Raw genomic sequence first — 26,410 nt, 5'->3', positions numbered from 1 at the left:
CCCGCCACGAAGGCGTCGCGGCTTCCCGACACAAACGCGGACCGGAACGCCACACGCGGCGGCCCGGCGGAGCGCTCCCGGAGATCCGACGGGCGGCGCAGCGTTAGAGGCGCTGCGTTAAAATGCGGAAGGGCGGGCGGTCACTCGAGGTGACCTCCCGCCCTCCCGGCAAACCTGGGGCTAGGCCAGGACGCTGAGCTTGGAGCCGGGGCGGCCAAAGAGGGCCTTGTCCACGGACACCTTGCCGGCGCCGACGAGGGCCACGGCCAGTGCGGCGGCGGCGAGGATCAGCACGAGTTCGTAGCCGCCGGTGGCGACAAAGACGCCGGCCGAGGCGTGGACGAGGATCAGGGCGCCGAGCATGTTCACGGCGAGGAGGGCTGCGAACACGCGGGTGAGCACGCCGAGGATCAGCGCGACGCCGCCAACAAGTTCCAGCGTCGCGGTGACCGGCGCGACCAGGTTGGCTGCGGGGACACCCATCTGGGCAAAGGAGGCCTGGGTTCCCGCGATGGTGAACTCGTTGAATTTCTGCCAGCCGTGGGCGGCGAAGAGGAATCCGGTGACGATGCGCAGGATGGTGCGGGCTGCAGTGGTGAGTGTGGGCTGGTTCATGGGGATGCCGTTCTGATTGGGGACCGGGCGGGGCGGGCCAGCGCGGATTTGGTTGAAGATTCAAGTTATATTCTTCCGGCCTTTGGTTGAAAAGTCAAGTAGTGCGTAGCTGTGCGGCGCCGGCAGTGCCGTTAGGGTGGGTTCGTGTCAGCCTCCGCCCCGACTCCCGCAACGATCCGGACCCCGGCCGGCCGCAGGCGGGAGATCCTGCGCCTCGCGGTGCCGGCCTTCGGTGCACTGATCGCCGAACCGCTCTTCCTCCTCGCGGATGCAGCCATCGTCGGACACCTCGGGGTCGCACAGCTCGCCGGTGTCGGGCTGGCATCAGCCGTGCTGCATACAGCTGTTGGCCTCATGGTGTTCCTCGCCTATTCCACAACGCCGGCGGTGGCCCGGGCCATCGGCAACGGCCAGCTGGCCAGGGCGCTCGCCGCCGGACGCGACGGCGTCTGGCTGGCACTGCTTCTGGGAGTCGTCCTTGCCGTGGCTGGTTTCCTTGCCGCCGAACCGCTCCTGGACCTGATGGGCGCCCGCGGCGAGGTGCGGTCGTTCGCCGTCGACTACCTGCGCTGGTCGATGCCCGGACTCGTCGCGATGCTGCTCATCTTTGCCGGCACCGGAGTACTGCGGGGCCTGCAGGACACGCGGACCCCGCTGGTGGTTGCCGCCGCCGGCTTCACCCTGAACATCGTGCTCAACCTCTTCCTGGTCTACGGCCTGCAGCTGTCCGTCGCGGGCTCGGCGATCGGGACCAGCATCGCGCAAGGGGCCATGGCCCTGGTCTACGTGGTGATGGTCCAGCGCAACGCGCGCAACCACGGCGTATCCCTGTGGCCGGACTGGCGTGGCATCCGGGCACTGGCCAAGGTGGGTTCATGGCTGATGCTGCGGACGCTCAGCCTGCGCATCGCGATCCTCGCGACTGTTGTGGTGGTCACGGCCCAGGGGCCGGTCAACCTCGCCGCCCACCAGCTCGCGATGACTGTCTTCACCTTCCTGGCGTTCGCCCTCGATGCCCTCGCGATTGCCGCACAGGCGCTGATCGGCAAGGAACTCGGCGCCTCCCGGCCGGCGGCGGCCCGGGTTCTCACCGCAACGATGGTCCGCTGGGGTATCGGCTTCGGCGTTGTAACCGGGCTTCTGCTGGCCGTCGCGGCACCGTGGGCGGGACTGCTCTTTACGTCCGACGCCGAGGTCCGGGCCGCGCTCACGCTGGCGCTGTGGGTGCTGGCGGCCGGACAGCCGATCGCCGGCTATGGCTTTGTCCTTGACGGCGTGCTGATCGGTGCCGGGGATGCGAAGTACCTGGCAATTGCCGGCGTCGTGAACCTCGCCGTATATCTACCGCTGCTGCTGGCGGTCGGGCACTCCGGAGCCGGAGCCGGTGGCGGTGCGGGGCTGCTCTGGCTGTGGGCGGCGTTCTCATGGGGCTATATGGCTGTCCGGGCCCTGACCCTGGGCCTCCGTGCGCGGACGGACCGGTGGATGGTACTCGGTTCGCACTGAGCGCGGCCGGCTCCCGGCGCGCTCGGCCGCGGCTTCGCACTAAACTGGACGGGTGACTCTCCCCGCAGCCCCTAACGCCTCCATTGCCCTGCCCGCCGCGGCGGATCTCTGGAAACCCGTGCTGGTCCGGGCCGCCGTCGCGCTCGTCTTCGGTGCGCTGACCGTGTTCTGGGCTTCGCCACCCCCGGCGGGCATGGGCTGGGCGGGCGGCCTCTACCTGCTGGCCACCGGAGTGGTGCTGCTCTGGAGCGTGAACAAGACGGGATTCCGTGCCGGGTCACCCTCGGGCAAGATCCTTGCAGCGGCCGGCGCCGTGCTGACCGGAACCGGGGCGGCCGTCGGCCTTATCCCGGGGAGTCTGGTCTTCGGAGTGCTCGCGGGCCTGGGCCTCGGACTTGCCGGCGCCGCAGAGCTTTACCTCGGCATCACCAATCGCGGCCGGTCCGTGCTCGCGCGGGACTGGATGGCTTCCGGCGGTATCGGGCTGGGCACTGCGGTTTTGCTGCCGTTCTTCATTGACCTCGGCCCGCACGCCCTGCTCGGGGTTGCCGGCGGCGGCGCCATCATCAGCGGCGTGCTCTGGGCGCTGGCCGGGCTGACGCTGCGGCACGATGCGCGGGACGATTCCACGAAGGCCGTAAACTAGTAGGGACAGGTTCTACGTTGCGTAGAACGTTCGCGGCATCACTACTGCCACGCCTGGCGGCGTCGGCTGCAGGAGGAAACACCTTGGCACAGCAGAAATCTGGAGAACCGCGCAAGCTGCGGACCTCGGTCAAAGGACCGCTGATGTTCTCCGCGTTCTGGGCTGTGCTGGCCTTCGTTGCGACCCTGATTTTCGCCTCCGGCGGCAGCGCCAAGGAACCCCGCTTCGACCTGGCTTTCACCGCCGCAGGCATCGCCTTCATCGTGATTCTGGTCGTGATTGCCATGCTGTCCATGGGCCACAAGCCAAATGACGAACAGCTCGGCAAGGGCTCCGGCATCAATCTGAGCTCCCGGAACCCTGGCCATGGCGGCCGCCCGGCCCAGTCCGGCTCCGAGACCGGCTCCCCGGAGGCTGGCCCCGGCGACGACGTCCGCTAGGGCTCCGTACGCCGAGCCCGGGCTCAGGACCCCGCCTTCCGGGCACGATACGCCGCAACGTGAGCGCGGTTGGCGCAGTTCCCGGTATCGCAGTATCGCTTGGAGCGGTTCCTGCTGAGGTCCAGCACCACGGCGTTGCAGTCCTCCGCGGCGCACACGAGCAGGCGGTCCATTTCCTTGCTGCGGATGACATCGACCAGGGCCATGGCCGCCTCGGTGCTCATCCGGTCCGCCAGTGGAGCGTCCGGGGTGGTGGCGTGCAGGTGCCAGTCCCACTCGTCGTGCTTGACCAGCTGCGGAAGTGCCCGCGCCTCCCGCAGCAGCCGGTTCACGGTCTCCACCGCCACGGATTCGTCCGCAAACCAGAGGGCCGCCAGCTCGCCGCGGAGACGGTGCACGCCGGCCAGTTCAGCAGCGTCCCGGGTCCGGGAGCCGCTGAATCCCTCGGCTTTCAGGAACAGATCCAGGTCCGGGGTCGTGGCGAGTTGCTCGTGTCCATTGGCCGCTGAGTTGATCAGATTGACCACGGACCGCAGTGCCACCTCTGTGTCAGGGGCAAAAACCATCTTGACTCCTTACGTCGGCGTGGCGTATTGTCATGAGCATAACCCCACTTTACTCCTGACAGGAGGCAGTCTGTGTCTGCCGCACGCCGCTCCGCTGAAATGCCGGCCACCCGCGACGCCGGAATATCCGCGCCCGGACCGCTCGCCGGAAAGCCCGCGGCACCAGGCTTCATGGCCTCGGGTCTGGGCGTGGCCCTGTTGTCGTCGGCCGTGTTCGGACTGTCCGGCTCCTTTGCCAAGGCGATGTTGGAGACGGGCTGGACTCCCGGCGCGGCCGTTACCGCACGCCTCACCGTCGCGGCGCTGATCCTTGCTGTTCCCGCCATATGGGCGCTGCGCGGTCGCTGGCACCAGCTCCGGGACAACTGGCTCACAATCCTGCTCTTTGGCCTGATCGGTGTCGCGGCCTGCCAGCTGTTCTACTTCAATGCGGTGGCCAGGCTGTCGGTGGGGGTTGCCCTGCTGCTGGAATACCTGGCGCCCGTCATCATCGTGTTGTGGCTCTGGGCGGCCAGCCGGAAACGCCCGCGGCCGCTCACGGTCGCCGGAACCGTGCTGTCCCTGGGCGGGCTGGTCCTGGTCCTGGACCTCACCGGAGCCGTCGCCATCGACTTCATCGGTGTGCTGTGGGGGATCGCAGCAGCGGTCTGTCTCGCTATCTACTTCTTCATTACCGCCAAGGAGAACGACACGCTCCCGCCGATCGTCCTTGCCTCCGGGGGACTCATGGTCGGCGCCGTCACCATGTGGCTGGCTGCGGCAACCGGTCTGCTGCCGATGGCGTTCAGCACCACCGACACCCGCCTCGGCCCCTGGGTCACCCCGTGGTGGGTGGCGCTGGGCGGACTGGTCGTGCTGGCCACCGTGCTCGCCTACGTTTCCGGCATTGTGGCGGCGCGGGCACTTGGCTCCAAGGTGGCGTCTTTTGTCTCGTTGACCGAGGTGCTGTTCGCCGTCCTCTGGGCGTGGCTGCTCCTGGGTGAACTGCCCGGTGCCATCCAGCTCGTGGGCGGGCTGTTGATTGTTGGCGGGGTCGTGTTGGTGCGGCTGGACGAGCTCCGGTCCGTGTCCGGGACCGGCGCGGCAATGCCGGCGGCGCTGGATCACGCAAACGACGTCGAACCCGTCCCATAACCGGGGCCAGACAAAAGTGCAGCCCGGACGCAGTGCGCCCGGGCTGCACTTTGAAAACCAATCGTCAGCGTGAAGCGCTTTCCTGCTCAGTGGCGGTGCGGGTGGCTTGCTTGCCGGCCCCCTGCAGCGCCTGCGAAACCTTGCCAGCGAGGCGACGTGCTGGCCGTTCCACTCGCGGCGGAATTTTCGGCGTCCGGGCCCTTCCAGCCGGTGCCCTCGAGCACCTTGGTCAGCAGCGACTTCTGCTTGTCGGTCTCCGACGAACCTGCCCGCAGCTTTGTGCCAGGAGTCTTGAGCTGAGCCATGTCTGCACCCCAATACCATGCGAAAGACGCGGCTCGGCGCGGCCGCATGGATTTGCCCGCCGGCGGCAACCACTTCGCCAGGGCACTCGATCCCGGGCCCGAAGGCACCTAGCATGAAGATATGTGCCGAAACATCCGGACCCTCCACAACTTTGAACCGCACGCGACCACCGCCGAGGTTGAAGCCGCCGCGCTGCAGTACGTGCGCAAGATCAGCGGCGGCACCAAGCCGTCCAAGGCCAACGAGGAGGCCTTCAACCGGGCTGTGCATGAGATTGCCCACGCCACGCAGCACCTGCTGGACTCCCTGGTGACCCACGCTCCGACCAAGGACCGCGGGGAAGAAGCTGCCAAGGCCAAAGCCAGGGCCGCAATCCGCTTCGGTGCGGCCTGAGGAAGCGGCCTGAGCGAAAGGAAACCCTGGCGAGCGGCCTACTTGCCGAAGCTGCGCAACCGCAGCGAATTGGCGACGACCAGCACGGAGCTGGCAGCCATCGCGGCGCCTGCGATCATTGGATTGAGCAGCCCCAGGGCCGCCACCGGGATGCCGACGGCGTTGTAAAAGAAGGCCCAGAAAAGGTTCGTCTTGATGGTCGCCAGGGTCCGGCGGGAGAGTTCGATGGCCTGGGCCACCTGGCCCAGGTCGTTGCCCATCACCGTCAGGTCGGCAGCCTCGATTGCCACGTCCGTGCCGGAGCCCATTGCGATGCCAAGGTCGGCCTGGGCCAGCGCCGCGGCGTCATTGACGCCGTCGCCGGCCATGGCGACGGTGGCGCCGGCGGACTGCAGCTTCCGTACCGCCTCGACTTTGCCCTCCGGCAGCACGCCCGCGAAGACATCCTCAGCAGGGATGCCGACGGCCTCGGCCACCTGCGCGGCGACGGCGGCGTTGTCCCCGGTCAGCAGGATGGGCCGGAGTCCGAGCCCGCGCAGCCGTGTGACCGCGGCTGCGGAGCCCGGCTTCAGCGTGTCCCTCAGGCTGATGATTCCCGCGGGCTCCCCGTTCACGGCGAGCCAGATCGCCGTGGCTCCCGAGGCCTCGGCGGCGCGGAGAGCCTCAAGCTGCGCTGCGGTTGGGGCGATGCCGTTCTCCTTCAGCCAGCCCGCGCGGCCTGCCGTCACCCGCCGGCCCTCGACGGTCCCCTGAACTCCGCCGCCAGGAGCGGAACGGAAGCCGACGACGGCGGGCAGGGTGCCGGCGCCGCCGTTGCGGTGCCCGGCCGAGAGCGCCGAAGCGGCGATGGCGCGGGCGATCGGGTGTTCAGATGCGGACTCCACAGCTCCGGCCAGGCGGAGCACCTCGGCCGGGAGGAACATTCCGAACGTGTCCGTGCCCTCGACGGCGAGGTGGCCGGTGGTCACGGTGCCCGTCTTGTCCAGCAGGATGGTGTCAACGGTCCGGGTGTCCTCGAGGACCTGTGGGCCCCTGATCAGGATGCCCAGTTGCGCGCCCCGCCCGGTCCCGGTGAGCAGCCCCACCGGGGTAGCCAGGCCCAGAGCGCACGGGCAGGCGATGACCAGCACGGCCACGGCGGCCGAGAACGCTGCGCGGAGATCGGCGCCGTCGGCTGACGGGCCTGCGGCGAGCAGCCAGCCGCCAAATGTCAACGCCGCGATCCCCAGGACCACCGGAACGAACACTGCGCTGATCCGGTCCGCCAGCCGCGCGATCGGCGCCTTGCCCGTCTGTGCCTGGGAGACCAGCCGGCCCATCTGGGCCAAGGTGGTTTCGGCGCCAACGCGTGTTGCGCGGACGAGCAGCCTGCCGGAGGTGTTGATGGTGGCGCCCGTGACCGGGCTGTCCGGGCCGACTTCCACCGGCGCCGATTCGCCGGTAACCAGCGAGGCATCAACCGCGGAGGATCCTTCGACGACGATCCCGTCAGCCGCAATCTTCTCGCCGGGGCGGACCATAATCAGGTCGCCCACCCCGAGCTGATCGGCCGGGATCTGCTGCTCCTGGCCGGCGCGCAGCACCGTGGCATCCTTGGCGCCGAGGTTCAGCAGGGCCCGGAGGGCGTCCCCCGCTTTCTGCTTGGCGTTGGCCTCCAAATAGCGGCCGAGCAGCAGGAAGGTCGTGACAACCGCGGAAACTTCGAAGTAGAGTCCGCCGGATACCATCCCCATACCCTCCATACCCTGCTGGTGGGCGGTCATCTGTGGATCACCGATGAGCTGCCAGACCGAGAAGACGTAGGCTGCGGCCACTCCGATCGAGACCAGCGTGTCCATCGTGGACGCGAAGTGCCGGGCGTTGATGGCGGCAGCCCGGTGGAATGGCCATGCTGCCCAGGTAACGACGGGCAGGGCCAGGGCTCCGGCCGTCCAGCCCCAGTTGGCGAATTGAAGGGCCGGGAACATCGAAATCAGGAACACCGGCACGGTGAGGATGGCCGCGACGAGCAGGCGCGGGCGGAGCTTGGCTGCCGCGGTCGACGCCGGCTGGTCATCAACCGCGGCGCCGCTCGGGGTCATGTCGCCGTCGATGGTTGGCCTTGTCGACATCGCCGCGCTGACCGGCTCAACCGGTATGCCCAGGTACCTGGCAGTGCGGACCGTGGCTTTGTAGCCCGCGGCCTCGACAGTGGCGGTGATTTGATCGTCCGTGATGGCCGCGGGGACGCTCACGTGGGCCGACTCCAAGGGCAGATTGACGGTGGCCGTGACGCCGTCGAGCTTTCCGAGTTTGCGTTCGACCCTGCCGACGCAGGAGGCGCAGGTCATGCCCTCGATGTCCAGCTCGATTACCCGGCTCCCGGGCTGGTCCAGCAGTTTCTCGCTACTCACGGTGTCCTGATCCTGTTGTTCTTCCTGACGGTGCGCGGGGCGGCTGCACCTCAGGCCTGGTTGGCGACGACCAGATAGCCGGCTTCGGCAATGGCCTCGCCGATTTCGGAGGTGGACAGTGCGCCGGCGGAGGTGATGGTGACCGTGGAGATGCCGCCTGAGTTGAGGTCGACGTCGATCTTCTCGACGCCGGCCAGCGCCTCGAGTTCTTCGCTGACCGAGGACACGCAGTGGCCGCAGGTCATGCCGGAAACGTTGACGGTGGTGGATACAGTGCTCATGGCTTGCTCCTTGTGGGTGGACTTGTTCATCAGTCCGGGCGGGTGGGTGTGTTGCCGCTACCGCAGCAGCCGGCCGATGGCGTCGGTGGCCTCTTTGACCTTGAAGTCGATTGCTTCACCCCGCAGTTTCGCATCTGGTTCGGAAGCGGCGCCGACCACGCAGTGGCCGATGTGCTCCTCCACCAGGCCGAGGCTCACGGCGTGCAACGCTTTGGTGACCGCCGCGACCTGGGTGAGGATGTCGATGCAGTACTTGTCCTCATCGACCATCCGGGCGATGCCGCGCACCTGGCCTTCGATCCGTTTCAGCCGCAGGAGGTAAGCGTCCTTATTGGAGGAATAGCCGTGCTGTTGCTCCGGCTCGGCGTCCGAGGACGCCAGGATCGGGTTTTCGGGCTCGTTCATAAGCCCAAACTATACCCCCTAGGGGTATAAATCAAGTACCCCGCAGGGGTATCCGCTGCCGCCCGGCGCAGAGGGTCCGGAGGCAAAAAAGAACTCCGGAGTGCGTTATTGGGGGATACGCACTCCGGAGCAGTCTTTGGGCGGGCCTTCGATCTCCCGCTTACGGTTTTAAGCTTACTGGGCGGTTGGTGGAGAAAGCCAGCACCCCGAATAACTACTTTCGCTTTATTTTCCGGGACCTGTCGGGGCGCCGGGTGCGGACCCAAGTGACAGCTGGGTGGCATGGAAATCGAAGTGCGCCACGGGGTAGGCATAGACGTCGGCGAGTGTCATGGTTTCGTTGAAGAACGGGTCCCAGCGGGTCGGGAAGTGCATCCGGCGGGCTAAACCGGGTTCGGGTTCCCGCCGCAGCCGCCGTTCCAGCGCCGCCGTGACCCGGAGCAGCGCCGCGGCCATCCGCCGCCGGGTGACGACGCGGGCGCCGGCTTTTGAGCCCCAGTAATTCACCACGTCGAACGGTGCCGTTCCCGCGTTCAGAAGCCAGGCGAAACCGCGGTTGACCGGGACCGGCAGCCGGCCGAAGACCCGCACCAGGGGGAGCAGGGCCAGCACGACAATGTAGCCGAACACCATGTGGTACAGCAGTTCCTCGTTGCTCCAGCGGGTGCCCGCACTGCGGCGCCGGAGGGCGTCGGGTGAGGTGCCGGCCAGGAGCGTTTCGAGCTCGGTGACATTACGCTGATACTCGGCGACGACCGCGTCGCGGTCAACCGCCACAACTGCACCGCCCTGGGCCGGGCAGCAGGTCAGGGACCATGTTTGGTCCGGTGGTGGACGGCGGCCCGGACCGGAACGATCAGGATCGGATGGTCCTGATGGTGGCTGAGCCATGCGGCGACCGAGCCGTTGAGGGCAGCGGAAATCCGGTGGCCCAAGCCGGGCTCGGGTGTGCCCACTATTATCATCGCGGCGCCGACCTCGGCCGCCAGCCGGCCAAGCGCCCGGGCAGGATCGCCCGCCAGCGTCCGCAGGGTCCAGTGGACGCCCAAGGCATCACAGGCCGAGCCGATGCTGGTCCGCAATTCCTGGGTTAAGGCCCGGATTTCGGCGTTGTTGGTGTCGGGGTGCAGGGAGAGCCGGTGCGCGGACCGCGCCGGATCCCACTCCACCAGATAGCTCGCCTCATCCACATAGGCGCAGATCAGCGGGGCGGCGACTTTCGACGCCAGCACGGCGGCAGTCTGCAGGACTTCGGAGCCCTGCCCTGGGAGCACGCCGACCACGAGGGGCGGCGGACCACTCGTGCTCTCGGCGGACATACTCAATTGTGACCCCGGTTCCGCGGCCAAGAACAGGGACTTACTCCCCGTGCTGTCCGCTGGACTCTGGCGTGTGGGCGTCCAGAGCCAAGCGGCCCTTGAATGCCCCCGGTGCCGGGCCTAACGTGGAGGAACTGAGGAAAGGGTGACCGCCGTGGAAATCTTCATGTGGTGGCTGGATCTGGATCTGGCGAGCAAGGAGTGGCTGCGGGAAAACCTGCGCGCCGCTGAGTTGCCGCGGCAGGTGCTGCAGGGCATTGCCGAAGCCGGCGGCCCCCACCCGGATGCCGTTTCCGGGGTGCTTACCGACGCGGATTGGGACTTCATCGAGACGCAGTCCGAATTCGTGGACTGACAAGGCCGGTTCATCCAGCGCGGGAATTTCTATTGCGACCAAACGGCATGAGTGGTTCCATAAGGGCCATGGCTACCGCAGAGAGTTATGTCCTGGCAATCGGCACCAAGAAGGGTCTCTGGCTGGCGACCAGCCGGGACCGCAAAGACTGGGCGCTGTCGGGTCCGCATTTCCTGATGAGCGAGGTCCCCAGCATCGGCATCGACACCCGCGACGGCCGGACCCGGATTCTGGTCGGCGTCCGTTCCGAGCACTGGGGGCCCACCGTGTTCCATTCCGATGACCTGGGCGAAACGTGGAATGAGCCCGAAGAGGGCGCCATCCGGTTCCCTGAGGGCACGGATGCCGCCCTGGAGCGCGTCTGGCAGATCCACCCCGACGCCGAGTCCCGCCCCGGCGTCGTTTGGGCTGGCTGCGAGCCGATCTCGGTCTGGAAATCCACCGACGGCGGCGAACACTTTGAACTCAACCGCGGCCTCTGGGACCACCCCCACCGGGGTGAATGGGGAGCCGGTTACGGCGGCGCAGCGGCTCACTCAATCGTGCTGGACGACACCGGCCAGAAGGTTCACGTCGCCATGAGTACCGGCGGGGTCTACCGCTCGCTCGACGGCGGCAGCTCCTGGGAGCCGCGCAACAACGGAATTTCGGCCTACTTCATGCCCGACCCCAACCCGGAGTTCGGCCAGTGCGTGCATAAGATCGCGGCGGATGCGGCCGTCGACGGCCGCCTTTACGCGCAGAACCACCACGGCGTCTACCGCAGTGACGACGACGCCGAGAACTGGGAGTCGATCGCGGAGGGGCTGCCGGCGGACTTCGGCTTCGTGATGCTCACGCACCCCCGACGGGCCGGCACCGCCTGGGTGATCCCGCTCAAGGCCGACGGCGAACGGATCCCGCCGGAGGGAAGGCTCGCAGTCCACCGGACCGACGACGCCGGCGCGAGCTGGAAGCGGCTGGACGACGGACTGCCACAGGCGGAATACAACTCCGTGCTCCGGGACGCCGCCTGCGTTGACCCGGCCGAACCGGCCGGCGTGTACTTCGGCACCCGCGGTGGCAGCGTCTACGCCAGCGCCGACGAGGGCGAACACTTCACCGAGATCGTCTCACACCTGCCCGACGTGCTCTGTGTCCGGGCCGCGGTCATCGCCCGTGACTGACATCAGCGTGGTGCTTCCCAGCGTCCTGCAGCCGCTGGCAGGCGGCCGGCCGGTGCTCACGGCCCCCGCTGTCGGGCCGCGGACCGTGGGCCGGCTGCTGGACGAAGTGACCGCGGGCTACCCGGTGCTGGGCCGGCGGCTGCGCGACGAGACGGGGGTGCTCCGCCGGTACGTGAATATCTACGTGGAGGGCGACGAAATACGGCGGCTCCAGGGGCTCGATACCGCGGTGGAACCGGGCCAGGAAGTGGTAATCATCCAGTCCGTGGCCGGAGGCTAGGCTCCGCAAACCGGCGCCGCGATGAAGTGGCGGCATGCACCGCATCATCCGGTTCACTGCGGACCTAACCGCGGGCAGTCCTTACTGACTACGCCCGCGGCGTCGGTCGAACGCTCCGGTAGGGACGGTGCGGAGTGCCATACCCGCCGCCCGCCTGGTCAGGCGACCCGCCAGAGGCTGCATTCGTCGGTGTTGATGGCTTTCCGGGTGCCGGACTGCCGGTCCATGATCCAGACGACGCCGATTCCGGGCGCGGTTTCCTGGACGCGGCCGCGGCGGACAACGACGTCGTCGTAATTCGGCCCGACCTTCAGGCGCGCTTCGATCTCGTCGCCGCGGTGCAGCTGATCCAGGGCGCGGATGCGGGTTACATGGGTTTTGGCTTCCTTCAACATGGCGGGGCCTCCCGGAACTGGAGAATGGTGCCTGCTCTTGCCGGCACTTCCAGTGTCCGGGGCCAATGTTGCGGCCGCGTTTCGGCCCGGTAAGACGTGGGTAAGCGTTCGACGCCGGCGCCGTTACCGGAGTGGCAAGCCGGGGCTGGCCTGGCTCACGGGATGTGGCGTTCACCCGGCCGCTGGATCCGGAACCAGCGGAAGCCGTAACGTTCCAGCTCCAGCTCGAAACCGCCGTCGTCCGCCAGCTCGATATCCCGGCCGTCGAGCAGGTCGCGCAGATAGGCGCCGCCGAATCCTGTCTCCGGGTCCGCCTCAGAGCCCACCTTTGCGGCCACCGAGGCAGGTTCCGCCCCGAAGTTGTGCGCCAAGACGACGGTTGAACCGTCCCAGGTGCAGCGGTGCAGCAGGACCTTCGCCGAGCTGTGTTTGATGACCTCGAAGTCGCCCCACCCCAGTTCGGGGCTTTCCCGGTACCGCTGGATCAGGGTGGCCATGAAGTTCCACAACGATTCCGGATCCCGCTTCGCCGCGGCGGCGTTGACGTGCTTCGGCCCGAAGTAACCGTCCACCACCTGGGCGACGAGATCCTTCGCGGGGGCGGTCGAAAACCCGCCGTTCGCGGTCTCGTTCCACTGCATGGGGGAGCGCACGGCCGAGCGGCCCTTCGCCGAGAGGTCCTCGCCCATGCCGATCTCCTCGCCGTAGAAGAGCACCGGGGTGCCGGGAAGCGCGAACATCAGCGAGTAGACCATGCGGATCCGGGCGGGGTCGCCGTTGAGCATGGTGGGCAGCCGGCGGCGCAGGCCGCGGCCATACATCTGCATATCCTCGTCCGGTCCGAACGCGGCAAAGACCTCCTCGCGTTCAGCGTCGCTGAGTTTGTCCAGGGTCAGCTCGTCGTGGTTGCGGACAAACATGGCCCACTGGTTGTCCGGGTGGATCCTCGGGCGCGAACCCAGCGACTTGGCCAGCGGCCGGGCATCCTCGCGGGCCAGGGAGAGGTACAGATTCTGCATGGACAGGAAGTCGAACTGCATGTTCAGCTCATTGCCCGCCGCGCCGCCGAAATACTTCAGCTGGTCCTTGTAGGGCAGGTTGACCTCGCCCAGCAGCACCCCGCTGCCGTTGCGGCGGTTGAGGAAGCTGCGGAGCGCGCTGAGGTAGTCGTGCGGATCGATCTGCGCCGCGCCTTCCCCGGACGTGCCCTGGAGCTCCAGGAAGAACGGGACCGCGTCCAGCCGGAAGCCGTCCAGTCCCAGCTGCAGCCAGAACCCCATGGACTTGGCGATTTCGTCCCGCACCTTCGGGTTGGCCACGTTCAGATCCGGCTGGTGCTTGGCGAACATGTGAAGGTACCACTCACCGGTGGCCTTGTCCTGGGTCCAGATGGACGTCTCCTCGCCGGGGAACACCACCTGCTCCGAGGTATCCGGCGGGGTGTCCTTGCGCCAGACGTAGTAGTCGCGAAACGGGTTGTCCACCGATTTGCGGGACTCCACGAACCAGGGGTGCCGGTCCGACGTGTGGTTGAGGACGAAGTCCGCGATCACCCGCATCCCGCGGTCCTTCGCGGTGCGGATGAACTCCACGACGTCGCCCAGGTTGCCCAGCCGCGGGTCCACGCCGTACAGGTCCGTGACGTCGTAGCCGTCGTCCCTGTCCGGGGTGGGGTAGAACGGCATCAGCCAGATGCACGTCACCCCGAGTGCCGCGAGGTAGTCCACGCGCTGGATCAGGCCGCCGAAGTCGCCGGTGCCGTCGCCGTCGCTGTCGAAGAAGGTCTCCGGATCCAGGCAGTAGATGACGGAGTTCTTCCACCAGAGGTCCGAAGTCTCGGCGATTCTCACAGCAGCACCTCCCGGTCCTGCCGCGGGCTGCCGGATCCGCGAAGCTGCGGGAGCACGTTTTCGGCAAAGGCATGGATGAACGGCGCCTGCTCCTGGCCGACGAAGTGCAGGTACAGCTCGTCGAAGCCGAGGTCCACATAGTCGGAGAGCCACTGGGCGTGCTGCCCGGTGTCCGCGGAGATGTTCACGACGCTCCGGACCCGGTCCTCGCCGACGTCGGCGCTGACGCCGTCGAAGTGGGCCGCCGTCGGCAGATCCCACGGGACCGGCGGGGCAAACACGTTGCCGCGCCACTGGTCCAGGGCCACCGCGACGGCTTCCTGTTCGGTCGGCGCCCAGGAGAGGTGCACCTGCAGCACGGCTTTGCCCCGGCCCCCGGCGTCGCGGTAGGCGGCGAGCATGTCCTTCAGCTTCGCGTGCGGCTGGTTGACCGTGACCAGCCCGTCCGCCCAGGCGGCCCCGCGGCGGGCTGTTTCCACGCTGATGGCCGGAGCGATCAGCGGCGGCTTGATTTCCGGCACATCCCAGATCCTGGCCTGCTGGACGGTGACCAGGCCGTCCCGGGTCACTTCCTTGCCGTCGTGGAGTTCGCGGATGATCTGTACGGCTTCCTCGAGACGCTGCTGCCGCGTCGCCTTGTCCGGCCAGGGCTCCCCGGTGACGTGCTCGTTCATGTACTCGCCGCTGCCCGGAGCCAGCCAGAACCGTCCGGGAAACATGTCCGCCAGCGTGGCCGACGCGTGCGCGATGATGGCCGGGTGGTAGCGCTGGCCCGGAGCCGTCACGACGCCCAGGCGCAGGTTGGTGGTGGCCAGGGCGGCCCCCAGCCAGGACCAGGCGAAGCCGGAATGGCCCTGCCGGGCGGACCAGGGCTCGATGTGGTCCGAGCACATGGCGGCGTCGAAGCCCGCCTGCTCCGCCAGCTGGACGTCCTTGAGGAGCTGGCCGGGGCTGATTTGTTCGTGGGATGCGTGGAAACCGAGGGTAGCCATCGTTCATGTCTACCGTCGGCCCGGGCGGTTGTCGAGGAAAGCCCTGTCCGGCTTCCTCCGCCCGGGCTCTGGCGGTCGGGGGAATGCCGGACCAGAATGGGGCGTATGCGACTGCCGCTGATGCCCCCGATCGCCCCGATGCTGGCGAAGTCCGTGCCCGCCCTGCCCGATGGCGCGGTGATGTTCGAACCGAAGTGGGACGGTTTCCGGTCCATCATCTTCCGCGACGGCGGGGACGTGGAGATCGGCAGCCGCAACGGCAAACCGCTGACCCGCTACTTCCCTGAACTCGTCGAGGCGCTGAAGGAAAACCTTCCGCCGCGCTGTGTGCTGGACGGCGAGATCGTCATGGTCGGCGCCTCCGGGGACCGGCTCGACTTTGATGCGCTGCAGCAGCGGATCCATCCCGCGGCCAGCCGGGTCCGGCTGCTGGCCGAACAGACCCCTGCGAGCTTCGTGGCATTCGACCTGCTGGCCCTCGGCGACGAGGACCTCACGGCCCGTCCCTTCGCCGAGCGGCGCACGGAGTTGGAGCGCGTGCTTGCCGGCAGTGCGGCGCCCATCCACCTCACCGCCGCGACGCGGGACAGACCAACCGCCCAGAAGTGGTTCCACCAGTTCGAGGGGGCCGGGCTGGACGGGATCGTGGCCAAACCGCTGGACGGGCGGTATCTGCCGGACAAGCGCGCCATGTTCAAGATCAAGCACGAACGCACCGCCGACTGCGTCCTCGCCGGATACCGGGTGCACACATCCGGCCCGGACCGGATCGGTTCACTGCTGCTGGGGCTCTACGACGACGACGGCGAACTCGCCAATGTGGGCGTGGTGGGGGCTTTCCCGCTGCAGCGGCGGAAGGATCTCTTCGAGGAACTCCAGCCGCTCGTGACCAGCTTCGAGGACCATCCCTGGGCCTGGTCCCGGCAGGAGGACGGGACCCGGACGCCGCGCAATGCCGAGGGCAGCCGGTGGAGCGGAGGCAAGGACCTGTCCTTCACCCCACTCCGGCCGGAGCGTGTGGTGGAAGTGAAGTATGACCACATGGAAGGCGCGCGGTTCCGCCACACGGCGCAGTTTGTCCGCTGGCGCCCGGACCGGGCGCCTCGGTCCTGCACCTACGAACAGCTCGAGGAGCCGGTCAGGTTCGATCTGGCGGCGGTGCTGGGGGCCGGCCGGGAGTAGCCCCGGCGTGCCCGGCCCCGGTTGCCCCGGCGTTCCCGCCCAGCGCCCCGTTGCTCCCGGCGTTCCTGCCCAGTTGCTTTGCCAGGACCCTGCCCGGGACGCGGAAAAGCCCGGTGTGTCCTGTGAACACGCCGGGCTTCCGGTGGTGCGGCCCGAATCAACCGGGCGGGAACGCTGCGGCCGGACTACTTGAGGCCGAGCTCCTTGGTGGGAATCTTGAAGGATTCCTTGGCGGTCAGGGCGGAGACGGCCGAAATAACGCAGATCACCGCGGTGAAGATGCTGATCTGCACCCATCCGCCGGGCTTGATGCCGCCCATGGCCGCGACGATCGCCGGGGCGAAGCCTGCCATCAGGAAACCGAGCTGGGTGCCGATGGCCAGGCCGGAGAAGCGGACCTTCGTGCTGAACATTTCTGCGTAGAAGGCAGGCCAGACGGCGTTGGAGGCGGCGTAGCCAAAGGAGAAGAATCCGATCGCGGCGACGAACATCAGCGGCACGCTGCCGGATTCGAGGCTGAGCAGGAACGCCGGCGTCAGGACCGCGCTGGCCAGCGCGCCGTAGATGAAGACCGGCTTGCGGCCGATCCGGTCCGCGAGCCTGCCGAAGAGCGGCTGGGTGCCGAGGGCGACGACGTTGGCCCCGACGACGAGCCAAAGCGTGGTGGTGCCGTCCACGCCGGCGACGTTCTTGGCGTAGCTGATGGCCAGGGTGCCGAAGACGGTGGAGACAGCGGCGATGAAGGCGCAGGCGACAACGCGGAGGACATCGCGCCAGTGGTCCTTGAGCAGGTCCGCGACGGGGAGCTTGGAGATCTGGGCGGTCTTCTGGGCTTCCTCGAAGGCCGGGGGCTCGTGCAGGGTGCGGCGGATGAAGAACGCCACGATGACCACGACGGCGCTGAGCCAAAACGGGATGCGCCAGCCGATGCCGTACTTGATCTCATCCGGGAGGGCCAGGACGGGGATGAAGACGAGGGCGGCGAGGATCTGCCCGCCCTGGGTTCCGGTCAGTGTCCAGGAGGTGAAGAAGGCACGGCGGTTGTCGGGGGCGTGCTCCAGGGTCATGGACGAGGCGCCCGCCTGCTCGCCGGCGGCGGAGAGGCCCTGGCAGAGACGTGCCAGCACCAGCAGGGCCGGGGCCCACCAGCCGATGGTGTTGAAGTCGGGCAGGCAGCCGATCACGAAGGTGGAGGCGCCCATCAGCAGGAGCGTGAACATGAGGACTTTGCGGCGGCCCACCCGGTCACCGAAGTGGCCCAGGATGACGGCGCCGACGGGCCGGGCCACGTAGGCGAAACCGAAGGTCGCGAAGGACATGATCGCCGCGTTGGCACCGGCGTCCGGGAAGAAGACCGTGGGGAAGATCAGCGCGGCGGCGGATCCGAAGATAAAGAAGTCGTAGTACTCGACGGCGCTGCCCAGGAAGCTGGCGAGGGCTGCCTTCTTCGGCGTCCCGGCGGGCGTTTCGGTCCCGGGCGTCGTAGACGGGAGTGTCTGCATGGTGTTCCTTTTGTGTGACGACATTGTCGCGGATGGATCAGGAAGGTCTCGGCAGCCGCTGGCTTTTCAGTGTGCGGCCGCAGAAGGTTCGAGGAAAGACCCGGACGAGTAGCCACATGGTGGGAGCTACTTGTGCGATGTAGCAATCATGACTGTGAGGGTGATCACTTGTCAAGAAAAATAATCACGATCTAGCAATAGCTCTCACGATGTGGGAGCATTGAGCTATGAGTGTGAACCAAGACACAGAAGTGCCCGAGGCCGCTGCACCGTCCCCGGAGCCGGCCTCCACCCCTCCAGCCCCCGCCGGCAAAGGCGCGGCGGCGGGCGCCACAGCCACCAGGGAGGACGGCCGGACCGACATGGTCGGCAAAGCCCTGGGCCTGCTGGTCCTGCTCGGTGACGAACCGCGCGGCGCCAGTGCCGCGGAACTGTCGCGCCGGGCGGAGCTGCCGTTCAGCACCACCTACCGCCTGCTGGGTTCCCTGACCCGCGACGGCTTCGTGGACTATGAAGCGGACGGGCGCCGCTACCACCTGGGCCTGCGCATCTTCCAGCTCGGCCAGCGCGTGTCCAACCACCACGGATTTGCCGGCACCGCCCTGCCCATCCTCCGGCGAGTCACCGAAGAAACGGGCGAAGCCACCATCCTGTCCGTGCGCGACGGACGCCACCACCTCACCGTCAACAAGGTCGACGGACCCCAGACGTTCCGCGTCACGAGCGATCCGGGCCATCTGGGCGCCCTGCACACCACGTCGGTGGGCAAGGCGCTCGTGGCCTTTGCCGATGACGCCACCCGACGCCAGTTAGTGGAGGAGCTCGAGCTGGAGCCGCTGACCGAATTTTCCATCACGGACCGGGATGCCTTCCGGGCCGAGATCGAACTCGTCCGCAAGCGCGGCTATGCCGAGATGGACCAGGAAAACGAGCTCGGCATGCGGGCCGTCGCCGTTCCGGTCTTCAACTCCCAGGGACACGCCTTCGCCTCGCTGGCCACGGCCGTCCCGGTTTTCAGGATGAGCGTGGAGGCCCTCGTGGCACTCGTCCCGCTGCTGCAGTCGGCGGCGGCGGAACTGTCGGCCCGGCTGCCCCAGGGGTGAGTCCGGCCGCCGGCCCTACGCCCGGCCGGCACCCGATGTTCGCTAGTAGAACAAGCGTGCATCATATGAACAAGTACGGTAATGTAATCCCCATCACCCGGCCCGCGGCCCTCGCCCAGCGCGACCCCGCCCGCCGAGTGCCGTTGTCAAAGGAGCTATACGGATGAGCAATCGAGCTGAGTCCTTTCTGGTGGGGCTGATAGGCGATGGTGTGATGCCATCCCTGACGCCCCCCATGCACGAACGCGAAGGCGATGTGCAGGGCCTCCGGTACCTCTACCGCCCCATCGACCTCGCCGAACTGGGACTCTCCGGCCAAAGCGTCGGCGAGCTCCTGACCGGGGCTTACCGCCTGGGCTTCAACGGTTTGAACATCACCCACCCCTGCAAGCAGTTGGTCCTGGACCACCTGGATGAGGTTTCTGAGGACGCCCGCCGCCTCGGCGCAGTGAACACAGTGACCATCCGGGACGGCCGCTTCATCGGCCATAACACCGACTTCTCCGGGTTCGCTGCTGCCCTCGCCATGGGCCTGCCGGGAGCCAAACTGAACCGCGTGGTGCAGCTGGGGGCCGGGGGTGCCGGGTCCGCCGTCGCCTACGCCCTGCTTACCGCCGGCGTCCGGGAACTGGACCTGGTGGACACGGATCCTGCCCGCTGCGCGGCACGCGCCGCCGAACTTGCCGGCTTCTTCCCGGACCAGCTGGTCTCCGCGCGGACGACGGCGGAGCTGCCGCACCTGATGCCGCACGCCGACGGCCTGGTGCACTGCACCCCGGTGGGTATGGCCGCCCACCCCGGGGTGCCGCTGGACATGTCCCTCGTGGACCCCCGCCACTGGGTCGCGGACATTGTGTACCGGCCGATAGAGACCGATCTGGTCCGCCAGGCCCGGGCCAAAGGCTGCGACGTGCTCGACGGCGGCCGGATGGCGGTCGGCCAGGCAGCCGATGCCTTCCGGATTTTCACCGGGCTCGAGGCTGACGCCGACCGGATGCGCAGCCACTTCCTGGAGCTCGTCGCCGCGGAGGAGGTGGCCGCCTGATGCGCACCGGAATCGCCACCGTCTGCCTCTCCGGCACCCTGAGGGAAAAAATGCAGGCCTGCGCCATCGCGGGCTTCGACGGAATCGAAATCTTCGAACAGGACCTTGTCACCTCCCCGCTCAGCCCTGAGGACGTCCGCAAGATGGCCGCAGACCTGGGCCTGACGCTGGATCTCTACCAGCCGTTCCGCGACTTCGACAGCGTGCCCGAGGAACTGCTGGCCGCCAACCTGCGCCGGGCCGAAGCGAAGTTCCGGCTGATGTCGCGTCTCGGCACGGACACCATGCTGCTCTGCTCCAACGTCGCCACTGCCAGCATTGATGACGACGGACTCCGCGCGGAACAACTCGCCGCGCTGGCTGCCCTGGCCCAGGACCACGGCGTCAAGGTGGCCTACGAGGCACTGGCCTGGGGAAAATACGTCAACGACTACGAGCACGCCCACCGCCTCGTCGAAGCGGTGGACCACCCCAGCCTGGGAACCTGCCTCGACTCGTTCCACATCCTCTCCCGCGACTGGGACACCGCCCCGATCGAGGCGTTCAACCCCGAGAAGATTTTCTTCGTCCAGGTCGCCGATGCGCCCAAATTGTCCATGGACGTGCTGTCCTGGAGCCGGCACTACCGGGTCTTCCCGGGCGAAGGCCAGTTCGAACTGGCCAAGTTCCTGGGCCACGTGGTCCGGGCCGGGTACACCGGCCCGGTTTCCCTGGAGGTCTTCAACGACGTCTTCCGCCAGTCCGACGTCGAACGCACCGCCGTGGACGCGATGCGGTCGCTGATCTGGCTCGAGGAGCAGTGCGCGAAGTGGCTGGACGCGCAGCCGTCGGGTCGAAACGGCGACAACGGCGTCGGTACCCGCGGCGCCGGCAGCGCCGCGCCGCGCCGCCGCCGGTACCCGATGGAACTGGCCACACTCCCGCAGGTGGCCGAACCGGCAGGCTTCAACTTCGCCGAGGTCAGGGCCGCGGACACTGGCGGGCTGGAAACCCTGCTGGGCCAGCTCGGATTCGCTTTCAACGGCCGCCACCGGACCAAGAACGTGCAATTGTGGAGCATGGGCCACGCCCGCTTGATCATCAACGAGGACTCCTCCCAGGAATCCCGCGACGCCGGTGCCGCCGCGGCGCCGGCAATTTCTGCGCTGGGCTTCGACGTCGAGTCCCCCGTGATTGCCGCGGCGCGGGCCCAGCAGCTCAAGGCCCCGGCCGTGCCCCGCAAGAGCCAGGCCGACGAGGAGATTTTCCAGGGCTTCGCCGCCCCGGATTCCACCGAAATCTTCCTGTGCCAGGGCAGCCCGGACGGCACCGCCGCATGGACCCGCGAATTCGGCGAGGGACTGGAAGCCCCCGCCGACCGCCGGAGCGGGGAGCCGGGCGCCGTGATCGACCACGTCAACCTCGCCCAGCCCTGGCAGCACTTCGACGAGGCCGTGCTCTTCTATACCAGCGCCCTGGCCCTGGAACCGCAGCCGTATGCGGAAGTGGCCAGCCCCACCGGCCTGGTCCGCTCCCAGGTCATGCTCACCCGCGACCGCGGCGTCCGCCTGGTGCTGAACCTGGCCCCGTTGATCCAACGTGAAGGCGCCGCCTCCGGCACGGAAGGTACGGCTGGCACCGGCCAGCGCCGGACCTACCAGGAGCACATCGCCTTCGCGGTGGATGACCTCGTGGCTACGGCCCGGGCGGCGAAGGCGCGTGGCCTTGATTTCCTCCAGATCCCGGAGAACTACTACGAGGACCTCGACGCGCGGTTCGGACTTGAGGCGTTCTTCCTGGCCACGCTCCGTGAGCTTAACCTGCTTTACGACCGGGACGCGGACGGCGAGTTCCTGCACTTCTACACCGCCACCGTCGGCAGCGTGTTCTTCGAAATTGTCGAGCGCCGCGGTTCCTACGACGGCTACGGGGCGCCCAACGCCCCGGTGCGGCACGCCGTCCAATACGACCACCTGCACCAGCTGAACCCGACCCCCTGACCCACCGACAACACCAACACCCAACGAAAGGAGGCTGCTGTGCCTGAAGAAATCAACCTTGAAATCTACAACGCGGATCCGCTCACCGAGGACGTGTCCGACGAAGCCACGGAGGCCGCACCGAAGACGTATGCGCCGCTGGACGCCGCCGCTGAATCGCAGGCGGACCTCAGCGCCGAGATGAAAGCGCTCGGCGACGCCTACGCACGGGCCCTGCAAGACGGTGCCCCGGCGGAGATCCAGCCACGGCTGGACTACGCCCCGTACCGCAGCAGCGTCCTGCGCCACCCCACCAAGGACCTGCACCACGCGGACCCGGAAACCATCGAGCTGTACTCTCCCGCGTTCGGGCACATGGACGTGCACGCGCTGGAAGCGGACCTCACCATCCAGCACAACGGTGAACCGCTGGGCGAACGCATCATCGTCTCCGGCCGCGTGCTCGACGGCGACGGCCGCCCCGTCGCCGGCCAGCTCGTGGAGATCTGGCAGGCCAACTCCGCCGGCCGCTACATCCACAAGCGCGACCAGCACCCGGCACCGCTGGACCCCCACTTCACCGGCGTCGGCCGCTGCATCACCGGCGCCGACGGCTCCTACAGCTTCACCACCATCAAGCCCGGCGCCTACCCGTGGAAGAACCACCTGAACGCCTGGCGCCCGGCGCACATCCACTTTTCCCTGTTCGGCCAGGAATTCACCCAGCGGATCGTCACCCAGATGTACTTCCCCGGTGACCAGCTCTTCCCGCTGGACCCGATCTACCAGTCGATCGTGGACCAGGACGCCCGCGACCGGCTCGTCGCCGCGTACAACCATGAGCAGACCAAGCCGGAATGGGCCCTCGCGTACAACTGGGACATCGTCCTGACCGGGTCGAAGCGGACCTGGACCGAGAACGAGGCCTTAGGCGCAGCAGGAGACGAGAATGAATAGGGCCAGCATGACTAAACTCACCCCCACCCCCGGCCAGACCGTGGGACCGTTCTACGGCTACGCACTGCCGTACGCCAAGGACCGCGAGCTGCTGGCCCCGGGCTCGCCGGGTTCCATCCGGCTCCAGGGCACCGTGTACGACGGCGCCGGCCACCCGATTCCGGACGCGATCCTGGAGATCTGGCAGGCCGACGCCGAGGGCCAGGTTCCGCACCACACCGGTTCGCTCGTGCGCGACGGCTACACCTTCACCGGGTTCGGCCGCAGCGCTGTGGGCAACACCGGTGTCTTCACCTTCACCACGGTGAACCCCGGCCCCACCGAGGAAGGCGCGGCGCCGTTCATCTCCGTCGCGATCTTTGCCCGCGGCCTGATGAACCGGCTCTTCACCCGGATCTACCTTCCGGAGAACGCGGACGCCCTGGCCGCGGATCCGCTGCTGTCCTCGCTGGATCCGGAACGCCGCAAGACGCTGATCGCCCGGCGGGACGCCGATGGCGGTCTGACCTGGGACGTCCGGCTTCAGGGCGAGGGCGAGACCGTGTTCCTCGACTTCGAGGGCTCCTCGAAGTGACCTTCCTCGGCGCCGAGGGCGACGTCGGCCTCCTGAGTCCCGTGTCGGCGTCGCCCCGTGTGGCGGCGCTGACCGGGGACCGGGCGGTCCTTGCCGCCATCCTTCGGGTCGAGGCCGCCTGGGCCACGGTTTTGGAGGACGCGTCCTTGGCGCCGGCCGGGTCGGCCGCGGTGGTCGCCGCGGCCGCCGAGGTGGACCGTTATGACCTCGCGGACCTTGCCGTGCGCGCCCAGGGCGGCGCCAACCCGGTGATACCCCTGCTCGCCGACCTCCGCGGTCAGGTCAAAGCCCTGGACACCGCGGGGATCGGTGCCGGAAAAGCCGTGCACACCTCCCTGACCAGCCAGGATGTGCTCGATTCCGCGCTGATCCTGCTGGCCCGGGACGCCGTCCGCGGGCTGCTCACCGAGCTCCGGGCCACCACCGCGGCCCTCGCCGCCCTTGCCGAACGGCATACGGGGACGCTGTGTGTGGGCCGCAGCCTCACTCAGCATTCCCTGCCGTTCAGCTTCGGGCTCAAAGCGGCCCAGTGGTTCCATGGGCTCGCCGCCGCCGCGCGCCGGCTGGAGGCCCTCGATTTCCCCGTGCAGACCGGGGGAGCCGCCGGCACCCTCGCGGCCGGCACCGTGCTGACCGCCACGACCCTTGCAGCCGGCACGGCCCTGACCACCGGTTCCGGGTTGTCACCGTTTGATCTCGCCGACCGGCTGGCCGCAGAACTCGGCCTCGCTGCCGTTCCGGCGCCGTGGCACACGAACCGGCTGGCCGTGACGTCCCTCGGCGACGCCCTGGCCGCCGTGACCGACGCCGCCGGCAAGATCGCCTCCGACGTGCTGTTCCTCAGCCGCCCCGAGGTCGCCGAACTGGCCGAACCACGCGCCGCCGGCCGGGGCGGGTCCTCGGCCATGCCGCAGAAACAGAACCCGGTGCTGTCCGTGCTGGTCCGCAGCGCCGCCCTGCAGGCACCCGGGCTGGCCGCGCAGCTGCACCTGGCCGCGGCAAACTTCAACGACGAACGCCCCGACGGGGCCTGGCACAGCGAATGGCCGGCGCTCCGCCAGCTCCTCCGGCTGGGCCTCGGCGCCGCCATGCAGCTGCGCGAACTCGCCGAGGGCCTGCAGGTCTTCCCCGGGGCCATGCGCCGCAACCTGGACCTCTCCGGACCGCTGCTGCTCAGCGAGGCCGTCACGGCGGCCGTCGCACCGCTCCTCGCGGGCATCCCCGCGGGTAAGGAGAGGGCCGACGGCAAGCAGCTGCTGCAATCCGTCGTCGACCGGACGCTCCAGGCCCCTGCCGCCGAACAGGCCGCCACCTACCGGCGGTTGCTCCGCGCCGCGGTCCCGCCGGAACTGCTCCCGGACGCCCGGCTGGAGGAGCTGCTCGACCCGGGCAACTACCTCGGCCAGGCCGCCGAAATCTCCCGCCGCATCCTCGCGGCATACCCGGAGTTCGCCGCCCGTGGCACCAACGCCCCATCACCGATTACCGACCTGAACGGAGCCTCCCGTGGCTAGACCAACAGTCAAGGCAGTACTGCTTTCACCCCAGCGCCCGCTCGGGGACAAGCCCCTCCTCGTGGTGGGTCCGTCCCTGGGCACCTCCACGCTGCTGTGGAGCCAGACCGGCGCCCTGCTCGGCGACACCATCGACGTCGTCGCCTGGGACCTGCCCGGCCACGGGATCTCACCGGCCGCGACGGAACCCTTCACCGTCGCCGAACTGGCCGACGCCGTCGTCGAACTGGTCGATTCGATCGCCCCCGGAGCGCACTTCCACTACGCCGGGGTATCGCTGGGAGGCGCCACCGGGCTGCAGCTGGGCATCAAACACGGCGAACGGCTCAAGAGCCTGTCCGTGCAGTGCACCGGGGCGAAGCTCGGCACGCCCGAGGGCTGGCTGGAACGTGCGGAAACCGTCCGCAGCCAGGGCACGCCGGTGATGATCCAGGGCTCAGCGCAGCGCTGGTTTGGTCCCGGGTTCATGGAACGCCAGCCGGAACTCAGCGGCCGGCTGCTGCACAGCCTGCGCGACGCTGACCGGTTCAGCTACGCCTTCTGCTGCGAGGCCCTCGCAGCCTATGACGTCCGGGACGAACTCGGCAGCATCCGGGTCCCCACCCAGGCCATCGCAGGCGGGGAGGACACGGTCGCCCCGCCGCCGTTCGCCGAGGCGATCGCCGAGGGAATCACGGCGGGCGGGGGCACCGCGAATGCCGTGGCCCTCGAGGGCGTGGCCCACCTGGCGCCGTTCGAGGCTCCGGGGCACGTGGCCGAGCTGCTGCGGACCCTGATCACCTGGGCCGAATCCCGCGGAGCCGGCGAGTGACCGGCCCGGAGCGGCACGGAGCAGTCCAGCCGGACGCCACCAGCCGGGAGATCTACGATGGCGGCATGGCGGTCCGCCGCGAAGTGCTGGGCGCCGGGCACGTGGACCGCGCCAACGCCAACAAGGACTCCTTCACCGAGGACTTCCAGGACATGATCACGCGGATCGCGTGGGGCGGGATCTGGACCCGTCCGGGCCTGACCCGGCAGATGCGCTCCGCCGTCACGATCACCGCGATGGTCGCGCACGGGCACTGGGAGGAACTGGCCATGCACATCCGCGCTGCCCTTACCAACGGCCTGAGCCGGGACGAGATCAAGGAAATCCTGCTGCAGACCGCCATCTACTGCGGTGTCCCCTCCGCGAACACCGCCTTCAAGACCGCCCAGCAGGTGTTCCAATCCATGGACAACACTGCAAAGGACGACACTGCAGCGGACAAGGCGGCAGCAAACAACACAGAAACGGACAGCACGGAAATGGACAACACGCTGTGAACCAGGCCTACCTTTATGACGCGGTGAGGACTCCGTTCGGGAAGTTCGGCGGGGGGCTCGCGGGCGTCCGGCCGGATGATCTGGCCGCGCACGTGATCGGTGAAGCCGTGAAGCGTGCCCCGAAGCTCGATGTGGAGCGGATCGATGAGGTGGTGTTCGGCAACGCCAACGGCGCCGGTGAGGAGAACCGCAACATCGCCCGGATGGGCACGCTGCTGGCCGGTC

30 protein-coding genes are annotated in these 26,410 nt (G+C 68.2%); 18 read left to right on the top strand and 12 right to left on the bottom strand.

Annotated features, from left to right (window positions below; genetic code table 11):
• Nucleotides 1-180: 180 nt before the first annotated feature.
• Nucleotides 181-615, bottom strand: a complete 435-nt coding sequence (locus tag AC50X9_RS04790; RefSeq protein WP_494890820.1) for a DoxX family protein — start codon at nt 613-615, stop codon at nt 181-183.
• Between the two features lie 144 nt (nt 616-759).
• On the opposite strand from AC50X9_RS04790, the gene AC50X9_RS04785 reads away from it, so the two are divergent.
• The 3 genes from AC50X9_RS04785 (at nt 760) to AC50X9_RS04775 (ending at nt 3,207) form a co-directional block, all read left to right on the top strand.
• The gene (locus tag AC50X9_RS04785; RefSeq protein ID WP_494890818.1) at nt 760-2,121 is read left to right on the top strand and encodes an MATE family efflux transporter; all 1,362 of its coding nucleotides are present in this window, start codon (nt 760-762) and stop codon (nt 2,119-2,121) included.
• Nucleotides 2,122-2,173: 52 nt separating this feature from the next.
• Entirely contained in the window at nt 2,174-2,767 is a 594-nt protein-coding gene (locus AC50X9_RS04780) for a hypothetical protein (RefSeq protein WP_494890816.1), read from the top strand.
• Nucleotides 2,768-2,850: 83 nt separating this feature from the next.
• Complete coding sequence (locus tag AC50X9_RS04775) at nt 2,851-3,207, top strand: hypothetical protein (protein WP_494890814.1); 357 nt, start codon at nt 2,851-2,853, stop codon at nt 3,205-3,207.
• Between the two features lie 23 nt (nt 3,208-3,230).
• Here AC50X9_RS04775 and AC50X9_RS04770 read toward each other — a convergent pair whose 3' ends face one another.
• Nucleotides 3,231-3,773 carry a CGNR zinc finger domain-containing protein gene (locus AC50X9_RS04770; protein WP_494890812.1) on the bottom strand — a complete coding sequence of 181 codons (543 nt, stop codon included), beginning with the start codon at nt 3,771-3,773 and terminating at the stop codon, nt 3,231-3,233.
• A 171-nt stretch (nt 3,774-3,944) separates the two neighbouring features.
• On the opposite strand from AC50X9_RS04770, the gene AC50X9_RS04765 reads away from it, so the two are divergent.
• Nucleotides 3,945-4,907 (top strand): EamA family transporter, encoded by a 963-nt coding sequence (locus AC50X9_RS04765; protein ID WP_494891230.1) that lies wholly within the window; start codon nt 3,945-3,947, stop codon nt 4,905-4,907.
• An 86-nt stretch (nt 4,908-4,993) separates the two neighbouring features.
• On the opposite strand, the gene AC50X9_RS04760 is transcribed toward AC50X9_RS04765, so the two are convergent.
• Complete coding sequence (locus tag AC50X9_RS04760; RefSeq protein WP_494890810.1) at nt 4,994-5,212, bottom strand: hypothetical protein; 219 nt, start codon at nt 5,210-5,212, stop codon at nt 4,994-4,996.
• Between the two features lie 121 nt (nt 5,213-5,333).
• Between AC50X9_RS04760 and AC50X9_RS04755 the strand changes: the two genes are divergently transcribed.
• Entirely contained in the window at nt 5,334-5,606 is a 273-nt protein-coding gene (locus AC50X9_RS04755; protein WP_494890808.1) for a DUF2277 domain-containing protein, read from the top strand.
• Between the two features lie 38 nt (nt 5,607-5,644).
• Here AC50X9_RS04755 and AC50X9_RS04750 read toward each other — a convergent pair whose 3' ends face one another.
• The 5 genes from AC50X9_RS04750 to AC50X9_RS04730 all read right to left on the bottom strand — a co-directional run bounded on the left by AC50X9_RS04750 (nt 5,645) and on the right by AC50X9_RS04730 (nt 10,004).
• A complete protein-coding gene (locus AC50X9_RS04750; protein ID WP_494891228.1) occupies nt 5,645-7,936 on the bottom strand; it encodes a heavy metal translocating P-type ATPase in 2,292 nt (763 codons plus the stop codon).
• Between the two features lie 113 nt (nt 7,937-8,049).
• Nucleotides 8,050-8,280, bottom strand: coding sequence for a heavy-metal-associated domain-containing protein (locus AC50X9_RS04745; protein ID WP_494890806.1), 231 nt, complete (start codon nt 8,278-8,280; stop codon nt 8,050-8,052).
• A gap of 57 nt (nt 8,281-8,337) precedes the next feature.
• Nucleotides 8,338-8,685, bottom strand: a complete 348-nt coding sequence (locus tag AC50X9_RS04740) for a metal-sensitive transcriptional regulator (protein WP_494890804.1) — start codon at nt 8,683-8,685, stop codon at nt 8,338-8,340.
• Nucleotides 8,686-8,910: 225 nt separating this feature from the next.
• The gene (locus tag AC50X9_RS04735) at nt 8,911-9,462 is read right to left on the bottom strand and encodes a DinB family protein (protein ID WP_494890802.1); all 552 of its coding nucleotides are present in this window, start codon (nt 9,460-9,462) and stop codon (nt 8,911-8,913) included.
• Between the two features lie 29 nt (nt 9,463-9,491).
• Entirely contained in the window at nt 9,492-10,004 is a 513-nt protein-coding gene (locus AC50X9_RS04730) for a universal stress protein (protein WP_494890800.1), read from the bottom strand.
• Nucleotides 10,005-10,158: 154 nt separating this feature from the next.
• On the opposite strand from AC50X9_RS04730, the gene AC50X9_RS04725 reads away from it, so the two are divergent.
• The 3 genes from AC50X9_RS04725 to AC50X9_RS04715 all read left to right on the top strand — a co-directional run bounded on the left by AC50X9_RS04725 (nt 10,159) and on the right by AC50X9_RS04715 (nt 11,805).
• Nucleotides 10,159-10,359 carry a hypothetical protein gene (locus AC50X9_RS04725; RefSeq protein ID WP_494890795.1) on the top strand — a complete coding sequence of 67 codons (201 nt, stop codon included), beginning with the start codon at nt 10,159-10,161 and terminating at the stop codon, nt 10,357-10,359.
• A gap of 68 nt (nt 10,360-10,427) precedes the next feature.
• The gene (locus AC50X9_RS04720) at nt 10,428-11,525 is read left to right on the top strand and encodes a WD40/YVTN/BNR-like repeat-containing protein (protein WP_494890791.1); all 1,098 of its coding nucleotides are present in this window, start codon (nt 10,428-10,430) and stop codon (nt 11,523-11,525) included.
• A complete protein-coding gene (locus tag AC50X9_RS04715) occupies nt 11,518-11,805 on the top strand; it encodes a MoaD/ThiS family protein (RefSeq protein ID WP_494890789.1) in 288 nt (95 codons plus the stop codon). The genes AC50X9_RS04720 and AC50X9_RS04715 overlap by 8 nt, the downstream gene beginning before the upstream one ends.
• Before the next feature lie 158 nt (nt 11,806-11,963).
• On the opposite strand, the gene AC50X9_RS04710 is transcribed toward AC50X9_RS04715, so the two are convergent.
• From AC50X9_RS04710 to AC50X9_RS04700, 3 genes are all read right to left on the bottom strand, one after another.
• Nucleotides 11,964-12,200 (bottom strand): hypothetical protein, encoded by a 237-nt coding sequence (locus tag AC50X9_RS04710; protein WP_494890787.1) that lies wholly within the window; start codon nt 12,198-12,200, stop codon nt 11,964-11,966.
• 155 nt (nt 12,201-12,355) lie between these two features.
• Nucleotides 12,356-14,050: an alpha-amylase family protein gene (locus tag AC50X9_RS04705; RefSeq protein ID WP_494890785.1), complete on the bottom strand. Its 1,695-nt coding sequence runs from the start codon at nt 14,048-14,050 to the stop codon at nt 12,356-12,358.
• The gene (locus tag AC50X9_RS04700) at nt 14,047-15,042 is read right to left on the bottom strand and encodes a TIGR03885 family FMN-dependent LLM class oxidoreductase (protein WP_494890783.1); all 996 of its coding nucleotides are present in this window, start codon (nt 15,040-15,042) and stop codon (nt 14,047-14,049) included. Before AC50X9_RS04700 ends, AC50X9_RS04705 begins: the two co-directional genes overlap by 4 nt.
• Nucleotides 15,043-15,147: 105 nt before the next feature.
• Between AC50X9_RS04700 and AC50X9_RS04695 the strand changes: the two genes are divergently transcribed.
• Complete coding sequence (locus tag AC50X9_RS04695) at nt 15,148-16,224, top strand: ATP-dependent DNA ligase (RefSeq protein ID WP_494890781.1); 1,077 nt, start codon at nt 15,148-15,150, stop codon at nt 16,222-16,224.
• Between the two features lie 185 nt (nt 16,225-16,409).
• On the opposite strand, the gene AC50X9_RS04690 is transcribed toward AC50X9_RS04695, so the two are convergent.
• Nucleotides 16,410-17,726, bottom strand: coding sequence for an MFS transporter (locus tag AC50X9_RS04690; RefSeq protein ID WP_494890779.1), 1,317 nt, complete (start codon nt 17,724-17,726; stop codon nt 16,410-16,412).
• A 227-nt stretch (nt 17,727-17,953) separates the two neighbouring features.
• Between AC50X9_RS04690 and AC50X9_RS04685 the strand changes: the two genes are divergently transcribed.
• The 9 genes from AC50X9_RS04685 to AC50X9_RS04645 all read left to right on the top strand — a co-directional run.
• The gene (locus AC50X9_RS04685) at nt 17,954-18,829 is read left to right on the top strand and encodes an IclR family transcriptional regulator (protein WP_494890777.1); all 876 of its coding nucleotides are present in this window, start codon (nt 17,954-17,956) and stop codon (nt 18,827-18,829) included.
• Nucleotides 18,830-18,992: 163 nt separating this feature from the next.
• Nucleotides 18,993-19,874, top strand: a complete 882-nt coding sequence (locus AC50X9_RS04680) for a shikimate dehydrogenase (protein WP_494890775.1) — start codon at nt 18,993-18,995, stop codon at nt 19,872-19,874.
• Nucleotides 19,874-21,853 (top strand): bifunctional sugar phosphate isomerase/epimerase/4-hydroxyphenylpyruvate dioxygenase family protein, encoded by a 1,980-nt coding sequence (locus AC50X9_RS04675; protein WP_494890773.1) that lies wholly within the window; start codon nt 19,874-19,876, stop codon nt 21,851-21,853. Before AC50X9_RS04680 ends, AC50X9_RS04675 begins: the two co-directional genes overlap by 1 nt.
• A 39-nt stretch (nt 21,854-21,892) precedes the next feature.
• Nucleotides 21,893-22,789: a protocatechuate 3,4-dioxygenase subunit beta gene (gene pcaH / locus AC50X9_RS04670; RefSeq protein ID WP_494890771.1), complete on the top strand. Its 897-nt coding sequence runs from the start codon at nt 21,893-21,895 to the stop codon at nt 22,787-22,789.
• A gap of 7 nt (nt 22,790-22,796) precedes the next feature.
• Nucleotides 22,797-23,363: a protocatechuate 3,4-dioxygenase subunit alpha gene (pcaG, locus tag AC50X9_RS04665; protein WP_494890769.1), complete on the top strand. Its 567-nt coding sequence runs from the start codon at nt 22,797-22,799 to the stop codon at nt 23,361-23,363.
• Complete coding sequence (locus tag AC50X9_RS04660; RefSeq protein ID WP_494890766.1) at nt 23,360-24,877, top strand: lyase family protein; 1,518 nt, start codon at nt 23,360-23,362, stop codon at nt 24,875-24,877. The genes pcaG and AC50X9_RS04660 overlap by 4 nt, the downstream gene beginning before the upstream one ends.
• Nucleotides 24,870-25,688, top strand: a complete 819-nt coding sequence (locus tag AC50X9_RS04655) for an alpha/beta fold hydrolase (protein WP_494890760.1) — start codon at nt 24,870-24,872, stop codon at nt 25,686-25,688. Before AC50X9_RS04660 ends, AC50X9_RS04655 begins: the two co-directional genes overlap by 8 nt.
• Nucleotides 25,685-26,185, top strand: coding sequence for a 4-carboxymuconolactone decarboxylase (pcaC, locus tag AC50X9_RS04650; protein WP_494890758.1), 501 nt, complete (start codon nt 25,685-25,687; stop codon nt 26,183-26,185). The genes AC50X9_RS04655 and pcaC overlap by 4 nt, the downstream gene beginning before the upstream one ends.
• Nucleotides 26,182-26,410, top strand: a 229-nt coding sequence (locus AC50X9_RS04645) for a thiolase family protein (RefSeq protein ID WP_494890756.1), incomplete at its 3' end; no start/stop codon positions are given. The genes pcaC and AC50X9_RS04645, both read left to right, overlap by 4 nt.

It is taken from the genome of Pseudarthrobacter sp. HLT1-3 (genome assembly GCF_059383535.1).
Note: the sequence above shows the minus strand (reverse complement) of the source record. Positions and strands in the feature narration are given on the sequence as shown.

Excerpts from the sequence above, each read along its gene's own strand:
- AC50X9_RS04790 (WP_494890820.1), bottom strand. The coding sequence starts at position 615 with ATGAACCAGCCCACACTCACCACTGCAGCCCGCACCATCCTGCGCATC.
- AC50X9_RS04770 (WP_494890812.1), bottom strand. The coding sequence starts at position 3,773 with ATGGTTTTTGCCCCTGACACAGAGGTGGCACTGCGGTCCGTGGTCAAT.
- AC50X9_RS04765 (WP_494891230.1), top strand. The coding sequence starts at position 3,945 with ATGGCCTCGGGTCTGGGCGTGGCCCTGTTGTCGTCGGCCGTGTTCGGA.
- AC50X9_RS04760 (WP_494890810.1), bottom strand. The coding sequence starts at position 5,212 with ATGGCTCAGCTCAAGACTCCTGGCACAAAGCTGCGGGCAGGTTCGTCG.
- AC50X9_RS04755 (WP_494890808.1), top strand. The coding sequence starts at position 5,334 with ATGTGCCGAAACATCCGGACCCTCCACAACTTTGAACCGCACGCGACC.
- AC50X9_RS04750 (WP_494891228.1), bottom strand. The coding sequence starts at position 7,936 with ATGACCTGCGCCTCCTGCGTCGGCAGGGTCGAACGCAAACTCGGAAAG.
- AC50X9_RS04745 (WP_494890806.1), bottom strand. The coding sequence starts at position 8,280 with ATGAGCACTGTATCCACCACCGTCAACGTTTCCGGCATGACCTGCGGC.
- AC50X9_RS04740 (WP_494890804.1), bottom strand. The coding sequence starts at position 8,685 with ATGAACGAGCCCGAAAACCCGATCCTGGCGTCCTCGGACGCCGAGCCG.
- AC50X9_RS04730 (WP_494890800.1), bottom strand. The coding sequence starts at position 10,004 with ATGTCCGCCGAGAGCACGAGTGGTCCGCCGCCCCTCGTGGTCGGCGTG.
- AC50X9_RS04720 (WP_494890791.1), top strand. The coding sequence starts at position 10,428 with ATGGCTACCGCAGAGAGTTATGTCCTGGCAATCGGCACCAAGAAGGGT.
- AC50X9_RS04710 (WP_494890787.1), bottom strand. The coding sequence starts at position 12,200 with ATGTTGAAGGAAGCCAAAACCCATGTAACCCGCATCCGCGCCCTGGAT.
- AC50X9_RS04700 (WP_494890783.1), bottom strand. The coding sequence starts at position 15,042 with ATGGCTACCCTCGGTTTCCACGCATCCCACGAACAAATCAGCCCCGGC.
- AC50X9_RS04695 (WP_494890781.1), top strand. The coding sequence starts at position 15,148 with ATGCGACTGCCGCTGATGCCCCCGATCGCCCCGATGCTGGCGAAGTCC.
- AC50X9_RS04690 (WP_494890779.1), bottom strand. The coding sequence starts at position 17,726 with ATGCAGACACTCCCGTCTACGACGCCCGGGACCGAAACGCCCGCCGGG.
- AC50X9_RS04685 (WP_494890777.1), top strand. The coding sequence starts at position 17,954 with ATGAGTGTGAACCAAGACACAGAAGTGCCCGAGGCCGCTGCACCGTCC.
- AC50X9_RS04680 (WP_494890775.1), top strand. The coding sequence starts at position 18,993 with ATGAGCAATCGAGCTGAGTCCTTTCTGGTGGGGCTGATAGGCGATGGT.
- AC50X9_RS04675 (WP_494890773.1), top strand. The coding sequence starts at position 19,874 with ATGCGCACCGGAATCGCCACCGTCTGCCTCTCCGGCACCCTGAGGGAA.
- pcaG (WP_494890769.1), top strand. The coding sequence starts at position 22,797 with ATGACTAAACTCACCCCCACCCCCGGCCAGACCGTGGGACCGTTCTAC.